The sequence below is a fragment of the Streptomyces sp. NPDC088725 genome, assembly GCF_044751305.1.
Taxonomy (GTDB): Bacteria; Actinomycetota; Actinomycetes; order Streptomycetales; family Streptomycetaceae; genus Streptomyces.
This window is the reverse complement of record NZ_JBIVLO010000007.1, coordinates 337,260-356,701: the sequence shown is the minus strand read 5'-3', so window position 1 is coordinate 356,701 and position 19,442 is coordinate 337,260. Positions and strand designations below refer to the sequence as shown.

Here is a 19,442-nt window from a genome sequence, read left to right as displayed (position 1 = left end):
CGAACGAACCTGGCCCCTCCGAGGAACAGGACGCGTTTGCGGGGGCATTCGGTTCCGCAAACGCGCAAGATTCTTCGGACGAGTCGGGTCCGGCCGGCGCGTCCGCGTCTGACGGGGCTTCCGGGACGGGTTCTGGAGCGGATTCTGAGGGGGGTTCCGGAACTGCTTCCGGAACGGGTTCTGTGGGGGCCTCCGAGTCGCGTTCCGAGGGGGCCTCCGCGCCGGGCTCTGACGGGGCTTCCGTGTCGGCTCCCGTGTCGGCTTCGGCTTCGGATCAGGCTTCGGATCCGGCCGGTGCTCCGGGCAGGCCGTCGCTGCTGCCGTCCTTCTCGTACACGGCCGCCGACGAGCAGAAGCGGCGCGGCGTGCGGCGCATGAAGGCGACGGCCACGGGTCTTCTGCTGCTGGTCGCCGTGATCTACGCCCTCGCCACCTGGGCGAGGAATTCCGGGGCCGGGGCCTGGGCGGGTTATGTCGCTGCGGGGGCGGAGGCGGGCATGGTGGGCGCGCTGGCCGACTGGTTCGCGGTGACGGCACTCTTCAAGCATCCCCTGGGCCTGCGCATTCCGCACACCGCGATCATTCCGAACAAGAAGGACCAGCTGGGGACCTCGCTGGGGTCGTTCGTCGGGGAGAACTTCCTGTCGGCGGACGTCGTACGCGCCCGGCTCCGCGCCCTGGGCATCGGCGCCCGGCTCGGCGCCTGGCTCGCGGAACCCGCGCACGCCGACCGCGTCACGGCCGAGCTGTCCACGGCGCTGCGTGGTGCGCTGACGGTCCTGCGGGACGCCGATGTCCAGGCGATCGTCGGCGAGGCCATCACCCGCCGCGCCAACGCGGCGGAGATCGCGCCCGGCCTCGGCAAGACCCTCGACAAGATCGTCACCGACGGCGCGCATCACCGTGCCGTCGACCTGATCTGCGCCCGCGCGCACGACTGGCTGGTGGAGCACGGGGACTCGGTGATGGACGCCGTGCAGGGCGGCGCGCCCGGCTGGACGCCGCGGTTCGTGGACCGCAGGATCGGTGACCGCGTCTACCGGGAGCTGCTGCGTTTCATCACGGAGATGCGCGACATGCCGTCCCATCCGGCGCGCGGGGCCATTGACCGCTTCCTGACGGATTTCGCCTCCGACCTCCAGTCGGACACGGAGACCAGGGCGCGGACCGAACGCCTCAAGTCGGAGCTGCTGGCGCGCCCCGAGGTGCAGGACATCATCGCCTCCGCCTGGTCGTCCGTGCGCGCGATGATGATCTCGGCGGCGGAGGACGACCACAGTGAGCTGCGGTTGCGGGCCCGGGCGTCGCTGATGTCCCTGGGCGCGCGGCTGGCGACGGACAGCGCGCTTCAGCGGAAGCTGGAGGGGTGGGTCGAGGACGCGGCGACGTACGTGGTGTCCACGTACCGCGGTGAGATCACGTCCTTGATCTCGGACACGGTCAAGGGCTGGGACGCCGGTGACACGTCGAAGAAGATCGAGGCGAACATCGGTCGTGACCTGCAGTTCATCCGGATCAACGGCACGGTGGTGGGGGCGCTGGCGGGGCTGCTGATCTACACGGTCTCGCGTGCGCTGGGCGGGTGACGGGCGGGTCCGGGGCGGGGTGGTGGTGCTGCTTTGGCGGCGGGGTGGTGCCGGCGTCGGGCCGGGCAGACGCCGTCCTCGTCAGCGGACGGTCAGACGCCCTGGTCAGACGCCCTGGTCAGACGCCCTGGTCAGCCGGCCGGGTCAGACCGCCGACCGTCGTGTGACAGCCCAGGAGGCGACGGCGACCCCGCCCGCGACGGTGAAGACGGCGGGCCAGGCGCCGAGCTTCTTCGCGAGGGGATGCGACCCGGCGAAGGCGGCGACGTACGCGGCGCTCAGCCCGACCGTGGCCTTCGTACCGCCGGTCTGCTGCCACTGCCGTGCGGCGACGGCGCCGGCGGCCGCGAGCGCGACTCCGCCGAGGGGACGCTTCTTGGTCCACCGGGCGATCGCGTAACCGCCGACGATCCCGCCCGCCGCCACGGCCGCTGCTGGAATCTGAGCCATCGCTGTCACCTCTGCTGTGTGCCGTTCGACGTGTGCCTGCCCCGGATGTCTGTTCTGGGCGGCCCGGAGAATCCCGAGCCTACCGAGGACCGCGCGTCACGACGGCGCCGCCTCCCGCCATCACTCAGGCCCCGTCCCGACGGCGCGCGGCGGCTCAGGCTCCGCGCTGGGCGAGGCCGCGCCACAGAAGAAGGAGAGAGGGCGAGTTCGCCGGTGCCGGCCCCGAGGGGCAGACGTCGAAATGGCAGATGCGACAGGTGTCCGAGGGCGAGGCCCGGCCGAGACTCACCGCGGTTCCGTCACCGGCGATGCGCCACCTCTTGCCGGCCGGAATGGAGCCGACGAGCCAGTCGCCGGGCTCGATCATGATCCAGCGTCCGTTCACGGTGCGATGCCATATGACTACCCTGCCGCACGACTTGCAGGACGTTGTGCCCGAACTCCGTTGCTCGGGAACCCCAGGAACCCCAGGAGCCTCAGGAACGGCGGTGGCGGTACGGCCGGCATGCGCCGTGACCGCGTTCGCGGCGGCCAGGACATCCCCCACGAGCACCGGCTCGCGGTCGCGATGTCCCGGGCCCGCTCGTTCGCACGTCGGGCAGAGCGTCCTGCTACGGCTCGCGATCCATCCCGCGTTCGGCCCTTCGCAGGCATCGCACCGGTAGCCCGAGGTCATAACTCCCACCCGTGGGTCAGGCCTTCGCCGGCATCAGCGGTACCGGGCAGACGCCGTTTACGTCTCCTCGCACGCTAAACCGCCACTACCGTGCGTGGCAATCTGGTCACGAATGGTCAACCATCGAGGTGGGAGGTGCGAGCGCGATCTCCTCGTTCCGGCCGCTGTCGTCACGACAGCCGCCGTGACGGCCGCCGTGACGGTCTGTTTGTGCGACCCGGCTGTCATTGATCCAGCAGGTACTCGAAGACCTCCAACCAGAAGTCGGAGTCGGCCACGAGCGGTTCGGTCTCGATCATGCGGTCGCGCAACTCGGTGGCGACGGCGGTACGGGCGTCACCGGTAGCGGCTTCGAGCGCCTCGCGCCGCTCGGCGACGAGCCCGAGGAGCAGGGCGAGCGTGGCGAGTGACGAGGCGGCCGCGCCCTGATAACCGTCCGCGTGGTCCCAGCCGTTGGGATCGTAATGGTCGACCCGGCCGCCTGCCGCGTCGAGCATCAACTGCTGGTCGTAAAAGGTCCCGACCGCGAAGCAGAAGTTCACGGGCGGCGACTCGTCGTCGTGGTGCCGGCGCCCGTACAGCTCATCGGCGTCGAAGGGCTGCATCGCGCCGCAGTCGGTGTCGTCGCGCAGATCGGAGGAATCGAAGTTGATGACATCGATCTGGACGCTGGGGTATCCCACGGTGGTGAGGAAGGTCCGGGAGCCATGGTCGGTCAATTTCTCCGGGAGTTCGGCGTCGGCCGGCCGCCAGAGCGAGCCCTTGCCGAACCGTGCTTCCAGCCAGTCGCTGTCCGGTATCCGTGGAACGTCGTTGTGCGTGGTCATCGCGGTGCGAACCCCCGTGATCTGTTGGCGGAGGTAGACGATCGCATATACGCGACGCGGGTCACGGAGCAGGCCCGGCAGGCGCGTTCAGGTCACGAGATCTCCGATCACCACGGCCTCTCCGCTCAGCAGCCCTGCCGCTCGGTGGGCGGCTTGCTGTCTCGACAACTGGGTGCTGTCGGCTTTGAGCCCCGGATCCCACTGATAGGGAGGTGTCTTGCGCAGGACGTCGATTTCCTGGCCGGTGGCCTTGGCCATAACAGCGAGGTTTCCTGGGGGGAGTCCGGCACGAACTCCCCTCCCTCATCCTGAACGAGACCCCGTCCAGCGCCCGCGCCACACGCCCGCCGGAAACGAATAACTTCCCGACGCCCTCGACCAATACCAAAGGTGCATCTTTGCCTCAAAGAAACCCAACCAAGATCTTTGAGGCATAACACCCCACGCACGTAACGCAGTTGAAATCGATCAACAGTTCGTTAACATGTTCGCATGGCTGCGGCAAAGAAGGTTTATCAGGCCGTTATCGGGCACGTGGGCGAGATTGCCCCGGGAGCTCTCTTTGGGTCCCGGCGAGAGGTCGCGAACGCCGGACTACACAAGGCGATCCAGGATGGGATTTCGTGGGGGCGTGACAGTGACGGGCAGGTCGTGGCCGACGCGATCGTCCTGAGTAAGGGCTATGAAGACGATGTTGACCAGTGGAATGAAATTCTCTACACGGGTGCTGGTGGCCAGGACGAGAATAACCGGCAGGTAGAAGACCAGACGTGGGACAAGACGGCCAATGCTGCACTCGTGCGGAGTCAGGAAAGAGGTCACTGCGTTCGGGTCATTCGTGGGTCTAATGGGGAGAAGCCTTACGCGCCCGCCGCTGGGTATCGATACGACGGGCTTTATGGGATCCGGGAAGCCTGGATGGAAAAGGGCAAGTTGGGATTCCAGATCTGTCGATTTAAACTGCACCGCCTTCCGGACGATGCGCAGGAGCGTACGTCGCTTGAGGAGCAGGTGCAGGACCTCATTGATCGCCGTCCCCCCAGGAAATCGGCGACGGTTGTACGCGTAGTTCGCAACACCGCGGTTGTCCAGAGAGTAAAGCGCTGGCATGATTACACCTGCCAAATCTGTGCGTTGGCATTGGCGGTGGGCCCTGATCGCGAGGGCTACGCAGAGGGGGCACACATACAGGCTCTTGGTGGGAAAGATGGTGGCCCCGACGTCGAGGGGAACGTCTTGTGTCTGTGCCCCAACTGTCATGTGAGATTGGACCGGGGAGCCCTTTACCTCACCGATGACCTATATGTGGTTGACCGATACGCAAAGGACCCCGCCGATAGCGCGGTCCCGTTGCGGACGGTGGTGCAGCACCGCATAGAAGCGAGGTTTGCACGAGCTCACCGCCGCCTCTGGCGCGTCCTGATCTAGCGTTACTTCTGCCGCTAGGCAAGCCTGATGGGAAGGGCACTAGCTTGCGGCGATAGCGGAGTAGGTCCAGACGTCGGCGGGGAGCGGGGTGTCGAGTTGCCAGGTGATGCCCATGGGTTTATTGCCCTCGTGGGACTCGTAGTCCGCTGGGCCTAGCAGCATCCAAGGCTGAGGGCTGCCGATGTCTGTCTTTTTGTAACGGCGGACGAAGAGTAGGATGTGTGTGCCGTTGACCCGGTGGGTCTGGTAGCGGATTCCCGTGGGGGAAGATTCTGATGTTTGGTTTTGAGACTCCCAGTGGAAACAAGTTTCGCTTATTGCGTAGTCCTTGTAGCGGGTCTGTGGCGAGAAATCTCGCTCGTCTTTTTCCAGCGTGACCAGCAGGGCGTCGGTCTTGGCTTGAGCGCACCAGCGGACGCCCTCGCGGAAGTGGCCTGGCATAAAGCCGTTGATCGTCGACTCGTCGAGCGCCGAGAGGATTTCCTCTCGGCTGTATGAGGCGTGGATTCTCAGCGGTAGCCGGCTCTGCGCGCCTGTAAACGCCGGTGTGACGTGCTCAAGGCGGCCTTGAACGTGGGCGATTACTTGTCGCAACTCGTCGCGGACCGCCCGCTGGTCTCGCAGTGAGGTGAAGCCGGCTTGGTAGCTTTCGAATCCGCCTAGCGGCCAGAGCGTGAAGAACAGCATGCGTGCGTAGGCTTGATCTGACTCAGTTAGGTCCGCGTATGGCGGGGCGTCGTCCTCGAGGAGGCGCGTGTACGCGGCTGCTCGAGGTGTGTCGTCTACGTGAAGGAAGGCCGAAGCGCGCTTGAGTAGGGCTGCTTCTCCTTCTGGACTTGGATCTTTGAGGAGATTGGCACGTCGCAGCAGACCCGTCCATGAGTGAGTGCTTCCGCGATAGATCTCCTTGATGTCGCGCCCACTCTCTGCCAGATAGGGGGACAGGCGTGGTTCCGCGAACTGGCGCACCTCAGCCGCGAGTTGGCTGACGTTCACACTGATCTGGTTGCGGATGTTTTCGATGATCAAGTCCTTGGCTTTTGGCTCAAGGATGATCTGACACCCGGAAGGGAGTTGGGGGAAGTCCTGCTCCATGGCCGAGACTAGTCGGGTTCGAGTGAGGTTGGTAAGGGAGCGGAACTGCTCCTCGAAGCGGAATTCCTTGCGGTGCTGGCCGATGAAGTCCAGCACGGTGAGGACGGCTTTTCCTTCGCAGCGACGTAGACCGCGTCCCAGCTGTTGCAAAAAAACCGTAGCGCTTGAGGTCGGACGTAGGAGAAGCAGGGTATCGACGTTAGGGATGTCGAGCCCTTCGTTCAAAAGGTCAACGGAGAAGATCACTTGAACTTCACCGGCCTTCAGAGCATCAAGGGCCACCCTTCGCTGCGTGCGTGGCGTTTCGCCCGATAGGGCAACGGCATTGAGTCCGGCCTTGCGGAAGAAGTCGGCCATGAAATGGGCGTGTGCGATGGATACACAGAATCCTAGGGCTCGCATGCTGCCGGGGTCTGTGACCTTTTCTTCGACCGCTTTGACGATGAGCCGAGCGCGAGCATGATTGCCTGTGAAAAGATTACTGAGTTCAACGGCATCGTATGAGTGGGACGTCCGCTTCCACTGCACTGTCGTCAGATTCGTAGTGTCGGTGATCCCGAAGTAATGGAAAGGCGAGAGGAGATCGTTCTCGAGTGCTTCCCAAAGCCGCATCTCTGCGGCAATTCGGCCATCAAAGAACTCATCTTGGATGTTTTTGCCGTCCGTGCGCTCCGGTGTGGCAGTCAATCCTAGAAGCTCAACGGGTGTGAAGTGATCAACAACCCTTCGATAGGTTGGAGCTGTGCCGTGGTGGAACTCATCGATGACTACAACATCAAAGTGGTCCCTGGCGAGCTGGTCCAAGGCGCGGTCGGTCAGTGACTGGACGCTGGCGAAGACATGCTTCCAATCCGAGGGGATTTCACCTCCAACCAGCTTCTCTCCGAAGTTCGCGTCGTCGAGAACGCTTTGATACACGAGCAGTGACTGTGTCAGGATCTCCTCGCGGTGAGCGACAAAGAGGAGCCGCAGATCTCGGCCCAGCTTGTTGCGTAGCCTTTTGTAGTCGAGCGCGGCCATGACTGTCTTGCCCGTTCCGGTGGCCGCTACCAGGAGATTGCGGTGTTTGTCGTAGACATCCCGCTCCACCTCAAGCCGCTCCAACATGTCTTGCTGGTGGGGATAGGGGCGTACTTCTAATCCGGACAGGGTAATCCTGCGTTGGCTGACGGTGGTGTCACCATTGCTTGCTTCTCGAAGAGCTTCCGTGAGGCGATCCCCGTGTGTTGCCGGGTCGTACGTTTCGAAGGCTGCCTCACTCCAGTAAGAGTCGAAGGTGGCCTCGAACTTCTTCAAGACGTCAGGGGTGGCGATGGACGACAGCCGGACGTTCCATTCAAGCCCGTCTAGGAGCGCTGCTTTGGAGAGGTTCGAGCTTCCTACGTAAGCGGTGTCGTATTCAGAATCTCGGCGGAAGAGCCAGGCCTTTGCATGGAGACGCGTTGAGCGGATCTCGTAGTTGATTTTCACTTCCGCGTTGAACTCATGGACCAGACGATCCAACGCTCGTCGCTCCGTGGCGCCCATGTAGGTCGTCGTGATGACGCGGATGGGTACTTTCCGTTCTCGGGCTGCTCTGAGTGCACCCTCAAGGACGCGGAGACCATGCCACTTGACGAAAGCGCACAACAAGTCAACCCGGTCCGCCGTTGCCAGCTCGGCGCGAAGTTCAAAGCCGAGATTGGGATCTTCGGGGGAGTTGGTAAGGAGAGCGGTGTCGGACAGCGGAGTGGCCGGGCGGATGGCGTAGACACCCGGTGCCTCTTGCTGTGCAAGAGCCATGAGCTGTCGAGGACCGGCGGCGACCAAGTCGACCCACTCACGAGCGCCGGGCAGTGTACTGACCGACTCCAAGATGTGGTTTGCGGCGTGGACGCGTTCAGCAGCGGGCAAGCGTTGCAGAACTTGTCGCACTGTCGCCGCTACATGACGAGCCAAGATGTGGGGAGCGGATTCTGCACCGACCTCAATGGTGAGGGGTCGAACTTCCGTGCCCTCCAGCGCTTTGAGGCGCTCGGCGAGCCGCAAGGTGATCAACTGTTCGTAGAGTCCTACGGTCGGAGAGCCGTCATCCCACGCGTCCGTCATACAAGGTCCCTTCAACGAAGCCCTATGGTCGCTCGATTTTTATCAGCTCCCACTGACAACTGGTCGATGAAGGGACCCCCTGACTCTTCCCTACCCGCGGCCGTGGCAAGTGCCGTACTGGACGCCCGAGTCGCACCAGCAAGGGGACGTGCGGGGCGGGGGCCACGGGGTGGCTCGGCCTCGGGCGGCCAGGGTGGTGGCGTAGAGGGGGAGCAGGGACGGGTCCTCGGGGGTGGTGGCTTCCGAGGCGGCGAAGGCTTCGTAGGAGGGGATCGTGCCCGTCACGATGCCCAGGTTCGGGGTGCCCGTGGCGGCCAGTTCGCGCAGGGACGTTTCCAGTTGGGCCAAGTGGGCTTCGTGGGAGGGGTACTCGGTGCTGAGGGCCGGGTAGGCGGCGAGGAGTTCGGTCAGCTCCTGTTCGCGCCAGTGGAGGACCGCCACGGGGAAGGGGCGTGACAAGGCCGTGCGGAACGAGCCCAGTTCGGCGCGGAGGCGGTCGATTTCGGCCTGGAGTTCCGCCGGGTTGTCGGAGCCGAGGGCCCATAGGCGTTTGGGGTCGTGCAGTTCGTCCAGGGTGACGGGGGCCGGGTTCACGCGGTCGGCCAGGCCGTCCCAGTCGTCGTGGTCCAGGCCCAGCATCCTGCGGACGCGGTGGCGGCCGATCAGCAGGGCGTGGGTCGGGTACGGGACTTCCTCGCCCGGGGTGAGGAGGAGGTTCAGCGCCTCGGTGAAGGCGTCGTGGGCCGGGGTCAGCTCGTCGTGGGCCTCCAGCGTTTCCGCCACGATCTCCCACGGCGCCGGGTCCAGGGGGGCTGCCGCGCGCAGGCCGTCGATGATCGCGCGGGCCTCCGCCTCGTGGCCGTACTCCCACAGGTTCGCCGCCTTGAGCGCCTTCACCGTCTGGGATTGGTCCGGCGAGGCCGCGAGGAGGGTGTCGTAGAGGACGGTGGCGCGGTCGCGGGCGCCGGCCAGCTCCAGATGGGCCGCCGCCTGGAGGAGCAGCGGCTCCTGATCCTCGGGATAGGTGGCCGCGGTGCGCAGCAGGCGCTCGGCTTCTGTCGTGTGGTCGGCAGGCATGTCGGGACGCATGGTCCACACCGTACTGCTGTACGGGGGGTGCGGAGGGAGGGGTGGAGCAGGACGGACCGGGACGGGTGGCGCGGGACGAACCGGCCGGCTCGCTCCGGCTGCCGGGCGGTGGCCGCCGGGTGACGCCCGGGCGATCCCCTGGCGACCTCTGGGTCACGTTCGTGGCACCTCCGGGGCACGGCCGCTTCGGCCGGAGGCCGTCCGGGCGGCCTCCTGGCCATGTACGCGCGGGCTACGTCCGGGTCACGTACAGGCGGCGGAAAGCATGGGCGCGGTCGTGCGTGGGCAGGCAGGCGGGTGGCGGCGCCCGGGGGCGCGGTGGACTGTTCGTCTAAGGTCCTGACGTGTTCCGACAACGTCCCCATCTGCTCTGGCTGCTGATCCCCTTCGTCCTGTTCCTCGTGGCCCCGCCCTGGGTGAACCGGGTTGACCCCCTGGTCCTCGGGCTGCCGTTCCTCGCCTTCTGGCTGCTCGCGTCGACGCTTCTGACCCCCGTCGCCGTATGGCTCGCCTACCGCGGTGATCAGCGGCTGCTGAGACGACGGGAAGCGGCAGCGGGAACCGGAACAGGAGCGGAAGCGCGGTGAGCGGGAACAGCGCCGCCGTGGCCACCTCGATCTTCGGCGTCTTCATGGCGGGCACCGTGGTGCTCGGGCTCCTCGCCGTCCGGGGCCGGGGCGACAGAGGCGGCGGCCTCGCCGAGTGGTCCGTCGGCGGGCGCAGCCTCGGAGCCGTCTTCATCTGGGTGCTGATGGCAGGCGAGGGCTATACCAGCTTCAGTTACCTCGGCGCCGCGGGCTGGGGCTACAACTTCGGCGCGCCCGTGCTCTACGTCGTGGCGTACATGTCCTGCGGTTACGCGGTCGGCTACGTCGTCGGGCCCATGCTGTGGCGATACGCCAGGCAGCACAACCTCGTGAGCATCACGGACATGATCGCCCACCGCTACGGCCGTCCCTGGCTCGGCGCCCTGATGGCGGTCCTCGCGACCGTCTTCCTGCTGCCGTACATCCAGCTCCAGATCACCGGCATGGGAGTGGTCGTCTCGACGATCTCGTACGGTGCCGTCAGCCTCAACTGGGGCTACTTCATCGGCTTCGCGGTGACCACCGGGTTTGTCGTGGTCAGCGGGCTGCGGGGCAGCGCCTGGGTGTCGGTGCTCAAGGACGTTCTGGTGATCGGGACGCTCGGCTTCCTGGCGGTCTACGTGCCGCTGCACTACTTCGACGGGTACGGACCGCTGCTCGACCGGATCGTCACGCACAAGCGCGAGTGGCTGACGCTGCCGGGTCACGGCGACAGCGGGATGGGGACGGCGTGGTTCATCACCACCTCGCTGCTGAACGCGCTCACGGTCGTCATCTTCCCGACGACCGTCGCCGGCTATCTGGGCGCGCGCAGCGCGGACGCGCTGCGCCGCAACGCGATCTGGCTGCCCGCGTACAACGTGCTGCTCTTCGTACCGATGCTCCTCGGCCTCGCCGCGCTCTTCGTCGTGCCCGGGCTGGTCGGCGCGGATTCGAACCTCGCGCTCTTCAAGCTGGTCGTCGACTCCCTGCCCGCCTGGTCGGTCGGGATCATCGGGGTCGCGGCGGCGCTCTCCTCCGTCGTGCCGATGGCGGTCTTCATGCTGGTGATCGGAACGATGTGGGGACGCAGCGTGCTCTCGCTCGTGCCGCGCTGGCAGAACAGGCAGAAGGGCGCGGCCCAGGTCGTCGTCGTGCTCGCGGGCGCGATCGCGCTGCTGCTGACGTACGTGGCGCCGAACACTCTCGTACGACTGTCGCTCATCTCGTATGAAGGGATGGCGCAGCTGGTGCCGATGCTGCTGCTGGGACTGGTGTGGCGGCGGCTGACGTGGCTCGGCGGGGTGAGCGGGCTCGCGGTGGGGGTCTCGGTGGTGTGCGCGCTCGTCTTCAGCGGACACGATCCGGTGTGGGGGACGAACGCCGGGATAGTGGCGCTCGTCGCGAACGTGTTCGTGGCGCTGGCTGTGACGTACGCGACTCCCGCCGGCCGGATGGAGAGGGCCGGCTCCGGGGTTGGTGCGAAGGACGGACCGGTACGGCCGGATACGGACGTGCTGGCCGGCGACGAGTTCGGCAGCGGGGTCGCGGGCGGGAACGTGGGCGGCCGGAGCAGCTAGCTGCTGACCCAGGCCCTGTCCCGAGTGGGCCCTCCGCCGCGTTCAGGTGCCGAGGGCCACTTTCGTTGGCCGAGACCGGGCGTGTATAACAGCCGAGAGGCGGCCCGTGAGGCAGCCCGAGGAACTACCCGAGGAACTAATCGCCCGGCAGTGGCGTTGTGGATCGAAAGCGCGAAGAGCGCTGAGGTCGCCCAAAGGGCCGAGAACGAGCAGCCGAGAGGGGCAAGCCATGCGTAACGGATCAGTTACCCGCACCATGCTGCGGCTGCTGCGCCCCGCCGGGCTGCTGCTCTTCATCCTCACCGAAGTCCTGCTCGTCGACGCCGGCAGCCTCTCCGCCGCCGTCGCCCTTGCCGCCACCGCAGCGGCGAGTTCCGCCGTCGCCCTCTGCATCGGCATGAGCGCGCGCACCGTGCCCGCCGTACCGCACCACCGGGTACGGACGGCCATGCGTGACCGCGCGCAACGCACCGCCTTCCTCCCACAGCGAGACCCGGACGCCTCGGGCCGTATACGGCCACGAGCGCCCGGGCGCCGTCTCCCGACGGCCGCGTAGGGAATCTCCGGCTTTTCCCGGACCCCGCGCGGGTCGTCCTGCCGAAGCTGCACCGCAGCTGCTTCCATCCGGCACGACGAGACCCACGGAGGGCTCTCCATGTCCGCAATCATGTCTGCGTTCGCCCACTTGGTCGGCGGCTTCGCCGACCTGCTCCAGCCGCTTTTCCACACCACGGCGACCGCCGCGGCGATCATCCTCTTCACCGCTCTGGTACGGCTCGCGATCCACCCGCTGTCCCGGGCGGCGGCCCGCGGCCAGAAGGCCCGTACGAAGCTCGCGCCGCAGATCGCCGAGCTGCGCAAGAAGCACGCCAAGAACCCCGAGCGCATGCGGAAAGCGCTCATGGAACTGCACGCGGCCGAGAAGGTCTCCCCGCTCTCCGGCATTCTGCCGAGCCTGTTGCAGCTGCCCGCGTTCTTCCTCATGTTCCACCTCTTCTCCCGAGGCACGATCGGCGGCGAGCCCAACGGGCTGCTGAGCCACTCCCTGTTCGCCGCGCCGCTCGGCAAGCGCTGGGCGGACGCGCTCTCGCACGGCGGGGTGTTCGGGGGAGCGGGCCTGGTGTACGTGGCGCTCTTCGTGATCGTCGCCGGTGTCGCCACCTTCAATTACGTACGGACGAAGCGGCAGATGGCGGCTTCTCCGACGCCGATGCCGACCGGGGCCGACGGTCAGCAGGTGCCCGGCATGGGCGGGATCGCGAAGCTGATGCCGCTGATGTCGTTCGCGACGCTCCTCACGGTGGGTTTCGTGCCGCTGGCGGCCGGGCTCTACGTGGTGACGACCACCGCGTGGTCGGCTGCTGAGCGTTACTTCCTCTACCGGGACGCGTCGACGAGCACGTCGGCCGCGAAGACCGCAACGGCCGCGAAGACGGCGCCCACCACGAAGACCGCACCGGCTGCGAAGGCGGCGGCCGCCGTGTCCCCGGCACCGGCTGCCGCTTCGGTGCCTGCCGCACGTTCGGGCCGCGCCGGATCTCCGGCCCGCGCGGGATCGAAGGCCGGCGCCGGGTCCAAGGCCAACGCGGGATCGAAGGCCGGCGCCGGGGCCAAGGCCCGCGCCGGATCCAAGCCGCGCGCAGTGGGTGCGGCCCCTGCCGCACCGGCCACACAGGAAGCGCCCGCAGCATCCGCAGCGCCCGCCGCGTCCGGTGGCTCGCCCCGGGCATCCGCCGCCACGCCCAAGACCCGTGCGTCCGGCAAGCGCCGTCGCGCCGTAAGGGTGTAGCCGCGCAACGGTGCGGCGACGCGATCGCGCACCGGCCGCCACGACGAGGCAGGACCGCCACGACGAGGCAGGACGAGTGGGGGCCCGGCGACGGGTCCCCACGGTCCAGGGTGTGAACGGGGACTTGCACAGTGATCGGATGTCTTGGACGATCGGGCCATCCCACCGGTGGCCGCTCCCATCGGCAGGGTCACGCTCGACCAGAGGGAGTCAGACGATGAAGCTGCTGCGTGTCGGTACGGCCGGGGCAGAACGCCCGGCGCTGCTCGACCAGGACGGGACAACCCTCAGGGATCTGTCCGGCCTGGTCACAGACGTCGACGGAGCACTGCTCGCCGACGATGCCGCGCTGGACCGGATCCGGGCGGCCGCCGCCTCCGGCGAACTGCCCGTCATCGATGCGGACGGCCTGCGGACAGGGCCGCCGCTCGCCCGGATCGGGAAGATCGTATGTATCGGTCTGAACTACCACGACCACGCCACCGAGACCGGCGCGGCCATACCGGGCGAGCCGATCATCTTCTTCAAGGCGCCGGACACAGTGGTCGGACCTGATGACACCGTTCTCGTCCCCCGCAAGAGCGTCAAGACGGACTGGGAGGTCGAGCTGGCGGTCGTCATCGGGCGCACCGCCCGGTACCTGGAGTCCGCCGAGGAAGCTCTCGCACACGTCGGCGGATACGCCATTTCGAACGACGTCTCGGAGCGTGAGTTCCAGATCGAGCGCGGCGGGCAGTGGGACAAGGGCAAGAACTGCGAGACGTTCAACCCGCTCGGGCCGTGGCTGGTGACGGCGGACGAGGTGCCCGACCCGCAGGCCCTCGCCATGAGGCTGAGCGTCAACGGCGAGCTGAAGCAGGACGGTTCGACGGCGGACCAGATCTTCCCGGTCGCTGAAGTCGTGCGCTACGTCAGCCAGTTCATGACCCTGTACCCGGGCGACGTCATCAACACCGGTACGCCGGCCGGTGTGGCGCTGGGGCAGCCGGAGCCCAAGCCGTACCTGCGCGCCGGTGATGTGGTCGAGCTGTCCATCGAGGGACTGGGCGCGCAGCGCCAGGAGTTCAAGGACGCGTAACGCGTTCCGCGCGGCGGCCGACCGTATCGGCAGCGGCGTGCGAGTGGGTGCGTGGCCGGGTACGGATGCGCACCCTGAGCACAACACCCGCTCGCACGTCGCTCGCACGCCGTTCGCACGTCGCTCGGCTGTCCGGATCAGACGGTGAGCACGCGCTCCAGCGCCTCCACCACCAGAGCGTGGTCCGCCACCTGGGGCAGGCCGGAGACCGTCACCGTGCCGATGATGCCCGCACCCTCGACCGTGATCGGGAACGAACCTCCGTGGGCCGCGTAGGTGTCCTGGTCCAGCCGTGAGGACTCCTCGAACGTCGACCCCTTGGCACGGAATCGGGTGCCGACCAGGAGAGAGCTGGCGCCGTAGCGTTCGACCACCCGGCGCTTGCGGTTGATCCAGGCGTCGTTGTCCGCCGACGAGCCCGGCAGCGCGCAGTGGAACAGCTGTTGAGTGCCCCGGTGGATGTCGATCGCCACCGGCAGTTCGCGCTCGCGCGCCAGCTCCACCAGCAGGCCGCCGAGCGCCCAGGCGTCGTCGTAAGTGAAGTGCCGGAAAATCAGGCGCGCTTCCTGCGACTCCAGCTCAGCGACCGTGGGAGCGACGGGAGTTGTGGGAGCAGTGGAAGTCGCGGGAGCCGGGGACGAAACGGCGGCCTTGGTCATGACCTTTCCTCCAGTGTGATCGTGACGCCTTCGCGCGCCGAGCGGCGTGCCGCTTCCAGTACGTCGAGTGTCGCCGCGGCCTCGTGCGCGGTGACCGGCGGCTTCGTGCCGTCGCGCAGGGCCGTGGCGATCGCCTCGTAGAACGCCGGGTAGTCGCCGGGCGTGGTCTCCACCGGGTCCCCGCCGCCTGTCACCGGAGACTCACCCGCGCCCAACCGGCCCCGCAGCGCGTCGGGTTCGACGCCCCACGGTGTTCCCGCCCGTGGCCGCCTGCCCTTGCGCAGATCCGCCTCCTGGGGGTCGAGGCCGTACTTCACGTAGCCGGCGGCGGACCCCAGCACGCGGAAACGCGGGCCGAGTTGGGCGGTGGTGGCGCTCACATACAGGTGCGAGCGGACACCGTTCGCGTGCGTGATCGCGATGAACGTGTCGTCGTCCGCCTCGGCGCCCGGCCGGCGTACGTCGGACTCCGCGTACACCCGTACCGCCGGGCCGAACAGCGTCAGAGCCTGGTCGACCACATGGCTTCCGAGGTCGTACAGCAGCCCGCCGATCTCCTCGGGGGCACCCGACTCGCGCCAGCCACCCTTGAGTTGGGGACGCCACCGCTCGAAACGGGACTCGAAGCGCTGAACGTCGCCGAGATCGCCGTTCGCGACGAGGCGGCTGAGAGTGAGGAAGTCGTTGTCCCAGCGGCGGTTCTGGAAGACGGAGAGCAGCAGACCGCGCTCCTCCGCGAGGGAGGCCAGGGTCCGGGCCTCGGCGGCCGTACCGGCGATCGGCTTGTCCACGACCACCGCAAGTCCCGCGTGGAGAGCGGCAGTCGCGATCGGGACGTGCGTCTTGTTGGGGGAGGCGATGACGATCAGATCGAGTTCGTCCGCCCGCGTCCACAGCTCGTCCGGTGTGTCCACGAAGCGGACATCGGGGAACTCGGTGCGCGCCTGCTCCCGGCGCTCGGGGTCGGCGGTGACGACCGTATCGAGGACAAGGCCCTCGGTCGCGGAGATCAGCGGGGCGTGGAAGACGGAGCCCGCGAGGCCGTAGCCCACGAGCCCGACGCGCAGCGGACGCCGGTCCGTGTGGCCGTCGGGGCCATGGTTGCCAGGAGGGCCGGAAGTGCCGGGAGCGCCAGGAGTGCCGGGGTGAGTCATGTCAGCCACTTAAGCAACGGTGTTGCCAAAGTGCAAGCACGCGCCACAATGATGCCTGTGGACCAAGGGAACGTACGGAATACGGGGGCCAACCTGCCGGTGCTGCGCGGTCATAACGCGGCACTGGTGCTCGACCTGCTGCGCACGGCGGGCGAGGCCGGCATCAGCAGACTCGAACTGGCCGGGCACACCGGCCTCACCCCGCAGGCGGTCAGCAAGATCACGGCCAGGCTGCGCGCGGAGGGCCTGATGGCGGAAGCGGGCAGGCTCGCCTCCACGGGCGGCAAACCGAGGACGGTGCTGCGCCTCGTCCCGTCGGCCGCGCACGCCGTCGGCCTGCATCTCGACCGTGACGAACTGACAGCCGTCCTGGTCGACCTGGCCGGCACACCCGTCGCGGTACGCACGGTCCCGCTTGACCTCGGCGCGGGCGCAAAGCGGGTGGTCGAGGCTGCGGCGCGGGCGGTGGAGGACGTACGTGAGCAGGTGGGCGGAGGCGCGGACGGGGCGGATGCGGCGGATGGGGCGGCTGATCTCGCGGATCCGCAGGGCCTGCTGGGCGTCGGCATCGCCATGCCCGGGCCGCTGGACCACGCCGCCGGTGTGACGCGGCGGGTCACCGGCTTCCCGGAGTGGGACGGCTTCCCGCTCCGCGACGCCCTCGCGGAACGCCTCGGCCTCCCCGTCGTGCTCGACAAGGACACCAACGCCGCCGCGCTCGGTCTCGCGCTGCGCGGGGCGGGTGAGTCGTTCGCGTACCTCCACCTCGGTACGGGGCTCGGCGCGGGGCTTGTCCTGGGCGGTGCGCTGCACCGCGGTGAGCGTACGGGGGCGGGCGAGTTCGGCCATCAGGTCCTTCAGCTCGACGGTCCGGCCTGCGGCTGCGGGAACCGCGGCTGTATCGAGGTGCTGTGCCTGGCGGCGGTCGCTCGTGGCGACCTGGCAGAGGCGGCGCGGGTGCTCGGCGTCGGGGCGGCGAATCTCGTCGGGCTGCTCGACATCGACCGGGTGCTGCTCGGTGGCCGGACGATCGTGGCCGACGAGGAGCGTTTCGTGCGGGGAGTGGGGGCCGTCGTCGCGGAGCGAACGCGGGGCGCGGTGATCCCGGTGGCGGCTGCCGAAGGAGGCGCGCACACCGTCGCGGAGGGCGCGGCGCAACTGGTGCTCGCGCCGGTGTTCGGGCACCGGCGGGCGCGGAAGCTGGGCCAGTAGAGGGTATTTGTATGACTTTCGGTGGAGGGTGGCGTCGTGGTGCCCGGTCCTCGCGCTCGCGCGTGGCAGCGTCTGGATGTGTCCTGACGCTTCCCCGAACGCCCGCGAGCAGCAAAGGCAACCTTCCCTATGCGACTGCCCCATGCCCTCGCCGCCGGACTGACCGCGGCCACGACGATCGCGTCGGCGGCGACGGGGCTCGCGGCGCCCGCGTACGCCGTAAGTCCCGCGCACTCAGCACGTCCACGTGCCGCTTACGCGGCCCAGTCCGCCGCTCGGGCCGGCCGGGCGCCGAGCTGCGGCAAGCAGTCCGACCCCGATTTTCCCCTCAAGGCCCGCATCCACGGCGGTCCCGCCGCGTACCGGGCCGGAGGCGGCGCACACAGTTGGTACCTGGACCTCACCAACACCACCCGCCACGCCTGCCGCGACATCCACCCCGTCCTCGTCCTCACCGACAGCGATCGGACGCTGGCCGCGGCCCGGGTCCGGCTGGAACTGGCCGACTCCAACGGCCGCTGGCGGACCCTGCCGCTGGAGACGTCCGAAGAGAGCGAGATCATCGGCGTCCTCGACGACGGCTCTCCCGGCTTCTCCGTACCGGCGGGCAAGAAGGTGACCGTTCGCGCGCGCCTTCACTTCACCGCCGCCGCGCATCCCGGCACGATCGTGATCCGGGCCGCGACCGTACAGCGGCGCGGGAAGGACGGGGACTGGGTGGGCGAGTCCAACGCCTACCGGTTCGCCGTGCTCGGGAAGGGGGCCGTACGGGAGCGCGACAGCGGAGACGCCGACCAGGGAGACGTGGAGAACTGGGAGACCGGAAGCGGCCGCGTCGGAAGCGGTGACGTCGAACGCGGCGATCACGGCCGAGATTCGGGCGGCGGTGGTACGGGTGGTGGCGGTACGGGCGGTGGTACGGGCGGCAGCCGTACCGGTGGGGCCGACGGTGGCACGACCGGCCTGCGCCCCGGCGGACGTGACAAGGACCCGCGCGTCCCGCTCGCCCCGCGCCCTGCCGGGAGCCGCGACGCCGCAGGCCACGGAGAGACCCCGGGCGTGGCCTCGCCCTCCCCCGATTCGTCGGCTGAGGCGCCCACTTCGCCGTCTGCCGATCCCATGTCGCCGGAACTCGCCGGCACCGGGTCCGGCCATCTCCTTGAGTGGACGGCCGCGGTCGCCGCGCTGCTCGCTGCCGGGTCCGCACTCACCTTGTGGTTCCGACGGCTGCGGATCTGACGGCCTGGTTAGGCTGGACGTGGACGTGTCCGAGGGCGTGTCGGACACGTCGGCGTGTCGGACAGCGAGTACCGGCCACGACTATTGGCCCACCGCAGAGCGGAGAACAATCCAGTGGCAGAGCGCAAGCCGGTCGAATCCTGGCTCACCGACATGGACGGTGTCCTCATTCACGAAGGAGTTCCGATCCCGGGCGCCGCCGAGTTCATCAAGCGACTGCGCGAGTCGGGGAAACCGTTCCTCGTCCTCACGAACAACTCCATCTACACCCCGCGCGACCTCCAGGCCAGGCTCGCGCGGATGGGGCTGCACGTCCCCGCGCAGAACATCTGGACCTCCGCGCTCGCCACCGCCAAGTTCCTGGAGGACCAGCGCCCGGACGGCACGGCGTACGTCATCGGCGAGGCGGGCCTCACCACGGCGCTGCATGACATCGGGTACGTCCTGACCGACCACGAGCCGGACTACGTGGTGCTCGGCGAGACCCGTACGTACAGCTTCGAGGCCCTGACCAGGGCGATCCGGCTGATCAACGGCGGAGCGCGGTTCATCTGCACCAACCCCGACGAGACCGGCCCCTCGACCGAGGGCCCGCTGCCCGCGACCGGCGCGGTCGCCGCGCTGATCACGAAGGCGACGGGCAAGGACCCGTACTTCGCGGGCAAGCCGAACCCGCTGATGATGCGGACCGGGCTCAACGCCATCGGCGCGCACTCCGAGACCAGCGCGATGATCGGCGACCGGATGGACACCGACGTGCTCGCGGGGCTGGAGGCGGGGATGGAGACGTTCCTCGTGATGACCGGGGTGACGACCCCCGCGGACATCGACCGCTACCCGTACCGGCCTTCGACGGTCGTTGACTCGATCGCCGACCTCGTCGATCGCGTCTGAGCAGGTCAGAGGGGCGGGGCTGACGGCGGTCG

Annotated in this window: 17 protein-coding genes and 1 pseudogene; 10 read left to right on the top strand and 8 right to left on the bottom strand. The window is 68.0% G+C overall.

Translation table 11 applies throughout. From position 1 onward, the window contains the following. Positions 1–314 precede the first annotated feature (314 nt). A complete protein-coding gene (locus tag ACIP6N_RS20290) occupies positions 315–1,586 on the top strand; it encodes a DUF445 domain-containing protein (protein WP_401817406.1) in 1,272 nt (423 codons plus the stop codon). A 144-nt stretch (positions 1,587–1,730) separates the two neighbouring features. Here the strand turns inward: ACIP6N_RS20290 and ACIP6N_RS20285 are convergent, their stop codons facing one another. The 4 genes from ACIP6N_RS20285 to ACIP6N_RS20270 form a co-directional block, all read right to left on the bottom strand. Continuing rightward, positions 1,731–2,036 carry a hypothetical protein gene (locus tag ACIP6N_RS20285; RefSeq protein WP_401817270.1) on the bottom strand — a complete coding sequence of 102 codons (306 nt, stop codon included), beginning with the start codon at positions 2,034–2,036 and terminating at the stop codon, positions 1,731–1,733. Between the two features lie 154 nt (positions 2,037–2,190). Beyond that, on the bottom strand, positions 2,191–2,712 hold the full coding sequence (locus tag ACIP6N_RS20280) for a DUF6083 domain-containing protein (protein WP_401817268.1): 522 nt from the start codon (positions 2,710–2,712) through the stop codon (positions 2,191–2,193). Positions 2,713–2,936: 224 nt separating this feature from the next. Further along, positions 2,937–3,539 carry an SUKH-4 family immunity protein gene (locus ACIP6N_RS20275; RefSeq protein WP_401817267.1) on the bottom strand — a complete coding sequence of 201 codons (603 nt, stop codon included), beginning with the start codon at positions 3,537–3,539 and terminating at the stop codon, positions 2,937–2,939. An 87-nt stretch (positions 3,540–3,626) separates the two neighbouring features. Further along, positions 3,627–3,797: a hypothetical protein gene (locus ACIP6N_RS20270; protein WP_401817265.1), complete on the bottom strand. Its 171-nt coding sequence runs from the start codon at positions 3,795–3,797 to the stop codon at positions 3,627–3,629. A 234-nt stretch (positions 3,798–4,031) separates the two neighbouring features. On the opposite strand from ACIP6N_RS20270, the gene ACIP6N_RS20265 reads away from it, so the two are divergent. Next, positions 4,032–4,967 carry a YDG/SRA domain-containing protein gene (locus ACIP6N_RS20265; protein ID WP_401817263.1) on the top strand — a complete coding sequence of 312 codons (936 nt, stop codon included), beginning with the start codon at positions 4,032–4,034 and terminating at the stop codon, positions 4,965–4,967. Between the two features lie 39 nt (positions 4,968–5,006). Here the strand turns inward: ACIP6N_RS20265 and ACIP6N_RS20260 are convergent, their stop codons facing one another. After that, positions 5,007–8,150, bottom strand: coding sequence for a DUF3427 domain-containing protein (locus ACIP6N_RS20260; RefSeq protein ID WP_401817261.1), 3,144 nt, complete (start codon positions 8,148–8,150; stop codon positions 5,007–5,009). A 90-nt stretch (positions 8,151–8,240) separates the two neighbouring features. Further along, positions 8,241–9,239 (bottom strand): SEC-C metal-binding domain-containing protein, encoded by a 999-nt coding sequence (locus ACIP6N_RS20255; RefSeq protein ID WP_401817260.1) that lies wholly within the window; start codon positions 9,237–9,239, stop codon positions 8,241–8,243. A 344-nt stretch (positions 9,240–9,583) separates the two neighbouring features. Here ACIP6N_RS20255 and ACIP6N_RS20250 point away from each other — a divergent pair, with 344 nt between their 5' ends. The 5 genes and pseudogenes from ACIP6N_RS20250 (at position 9,584) to ACIP6N_RS20230 (ending at position 14,252) form a co-directional block, all read left to right on the top strand. Beyond that, complete coding sequence (locus ACIP6N_RS20250; protein WP_401817259.1) at positions 9,584–9,826, top strand: DUF3311 domain-containing protein; 243 nt, start codon at positions 9,584–9,586, stop codon at positions 9,824–9,826. Between the two features lie 44 nt (positions 9,827–9,870). Then, positions 9,871–11,385 (top strand): sodium:solute symporter, encoded by a 1,515-nt coding sequence (locus ACIP6N_RS20245; protein WP_401817405.1) that lies wholly within the window; start codon positions 9,871–9,873, stop codon positions 11,383–11,385. Between the two features lie 229 nt (positions 11,386–11,614). Then, positions 11,615–11,941: a DUF6412 domain-containing protein gene (locus ACIP6N_RS20240; RefSeq protein ID WP_401817258.1), complete on the top strand. Its 327-nt coding sequence runs from the start codon at positions 11,615–11,617 to the stop codon at positions 11,939–11,941. A gap of 99 nt (positions 11,942–12,040) precedes the next feature. Then, a pseudogene (locus ACIP6N_RS20235) lies at positions 12,041–12,805 on the top strand (YidC/Oxa1 family membrane protein insertase); the annotation flags it as partial. 586 nt (positions 12,806–13,391) lie between these two features. Next, the gene (locus ACIP6N_RS20230; RefSeq protein ID WP_401817257.1) at positions 13,392–14,252 is read left to right on the top strand and encodes a fumarylacetoacetate hydrolase family protein; all 861 of its coding nucleotides are present in this window, start codon (positions 13,392–13,394) and stop codon (positions 14,250–14,252) included. Between the two features lie 137 nt (positions 14,253–14,389). On the opposite strand, the gene ACIP6N_RS20225 is transcribed toward ACIP6N_RS20230, so the two are convergent. Both ACIP6N_RS20225 and ACIP6N_RS20220 read right to left on the bottom strand, forming a co-directional pair. Continuing rightward, positions 14,390–14,911 (bottom strand): heme-degrading domain-containing protein, encoded by a 522-nt coding sequence (locus ACIP6N_RS20225; RefSeq protein ID WP_401817255.1) that lies wholly within the window; start codon positions 14,909–14,911, stop codon positions 14,390–14,392. Then, positions 14,908–16,065 (bottom strand): Gfo/Idh/MocA family oxidoreductase, encoded by a 1,158-nt coding sequence (locus tag ACIP6N_RS20220; protein WP_401817404.1) that lies wholly within the window; start codon positions 16,063–16,065, stop codon positions 14,908–14,910. The genes ACIP6N_RS20225 and ACIP6N_RS20220 overlap by 4 nt, the downstream gene beginning before the upstream one ends. Before the next feature lie 51 nt (positions 16,066–16,116). Here ACIP6N_RS20220 and ACIP6N_RS20215 point away from each other — a divergent pair, with 51 nt between their 5' ends. The 3 genes from ACIP6N_RS20215 (at position 16,117) to ACIP6N_RS20205 (ending at position 19,410) form a co-directional block, all read left to right on the top strand. Further along, positions 16,117–17,277 (top strand): ROK family protein, encoded by a 1,161-nt coding sequence (locus ACIP6N_RS20215; protein WP_401817253.1) that lies wholly within the window; start codon positions 16,117–16,119, stop codon positions 17,275–17,277. A 129-nt stretch (positions 17,278–17,406) separates the two neighbouring features. Then, the gene (locus ACIP6N_RS20210; protein WP_401817252.1) at positions 17,407–18,516 is read left to right on the top strand and encodes a hypothetical protein; all 1,110 of its coding nucleotides are present in this window, start codon (positions 17,407–17,409) and stop codon (positions 18,514–18,516) included. Between the two features lie 114 nt (positions 18,517–18,630). Beyond that, a complete protein-coding gene (locus ACIP6N_RS20205) occupies positions 18,631–19,410 on the top strand; it encodes an HAD-IIA family hydrolase (RefSeq protein WP_401817250.1) in 780 nt (259 codons plus the stop codon). Positions 19,411–19,442 lie beyond the last annotated feature (32 nt).

What these genes read in the sequence shown, in the direction of transcription:
- ACIP6N_RS20285 (WP_401817270.1), bottom strand. Translation starts at nt 2,036, where the DNA reads ATGGCTCAGATTCCAGCAGCGGCCGTGGCGGCGGGCGGGATCGTCGGC.
- ACIP6N_RS20280 (WP_401817268.1), bottom strand. Translation starts at nt 2,712, where the DNA reads ATGACCTCGGGCTACCGGTGCGATGCCTGCGAAGGGCCGAACGCGGGA.
- ACIP6N_RS20275 (WP_401817267.1), bottom strand. Translation starts at nt 3,539, where the DNA reads ATGACCACGCACAACGACGTTCCACGGATACCGGACAGCGACTGGCTG.
- ACIP6N_RS20270 (WP_401817265.1), bottom strand. Translation starts at nt 3,797, where the DNA reads ATGGCCAAGGCCACCGGCCAGGAAATCGACGTCCTGCGCAAGACACCT.
- ACIP6N_RS20265 (WP_401817263.1), top strand. Translation starts at nt 4,032, where the DNA reads ATGGCTGCGGCAAAGAAGGTTTATCAGGCCGTTATCGGGCACGTGGGC.
- ACIP6N_RS20260 (WP_401817261.1), bottom strand. Translation starts at nt 8,150, where the DNA reads ATGACGGACGCGTGGGATGACGGCTCTCCGACCGTAGGACTCTACGAA.
- ACIP6N_RS20255 (WP_401817260.1), bottom strand. Translation starts at nt 9,239, where the DNA reads ATGCGTCCCGACATGCCTGCCGACCACACGACAGAAGCCGAGCGCCTG.
- ACIP6N_RS20245 (WP_401817405.1), top strand. Translation starts at nt 9,871, where the DNA reads ATGGCGGGCACCGTGGTGCTCGGGCTCCTCGCCGTCCGGGGCCGGGGC.
- ACIP6N_RS20240 (WP_401817258.1), top strand. Translation starts at nt 11,615, where the DNA reads ATGCGTAACGGATCAGTTACCCGCACCATGCTGCGGCTGCTGCGCCCC.
- ACIP6N_RS20230 (WP_401817257.1), top strand. Translation starts at nt 13,392, where the DNA reads ATGAAGCTGCTGCGTGTCGGTACGGCCGGGGCAGAACGCCCGGCGCTG.
- ACIP6N_RS20225 (WP_401817255.1), bottom strand. Translation starts at nt 14,911, where the DNA reads ATGACCAAGGCCGCCGTTTCGTCCCCGGCTCCCGCGACTTCCACTGCT.
- ACIP6N_RS20220 (WP_401817404.1), bottom strand. Translation starts at nt 16,065, where the DNA reads ATGACTCACCCCGGCACTCCTGGCGCTCCCGGCACTTCCGGCCCTCCT.
- ACIP6N_RS20215 (WP_401817253.1), top strand. Translation starts at nt 16,117, where the DNA reads ATGCCTGTGGACCAAGGGAACGTACGGAATACGGGGGCCAACCTGCCG.
- ACIP6N_RS20210 (WP_401817252.1), top strand. Translation starts at nt 17,407, where the DNA reads ATGCGACTGCCCCATGCCCTCGCCGCCGGACTGACCGCGGCCACGACG.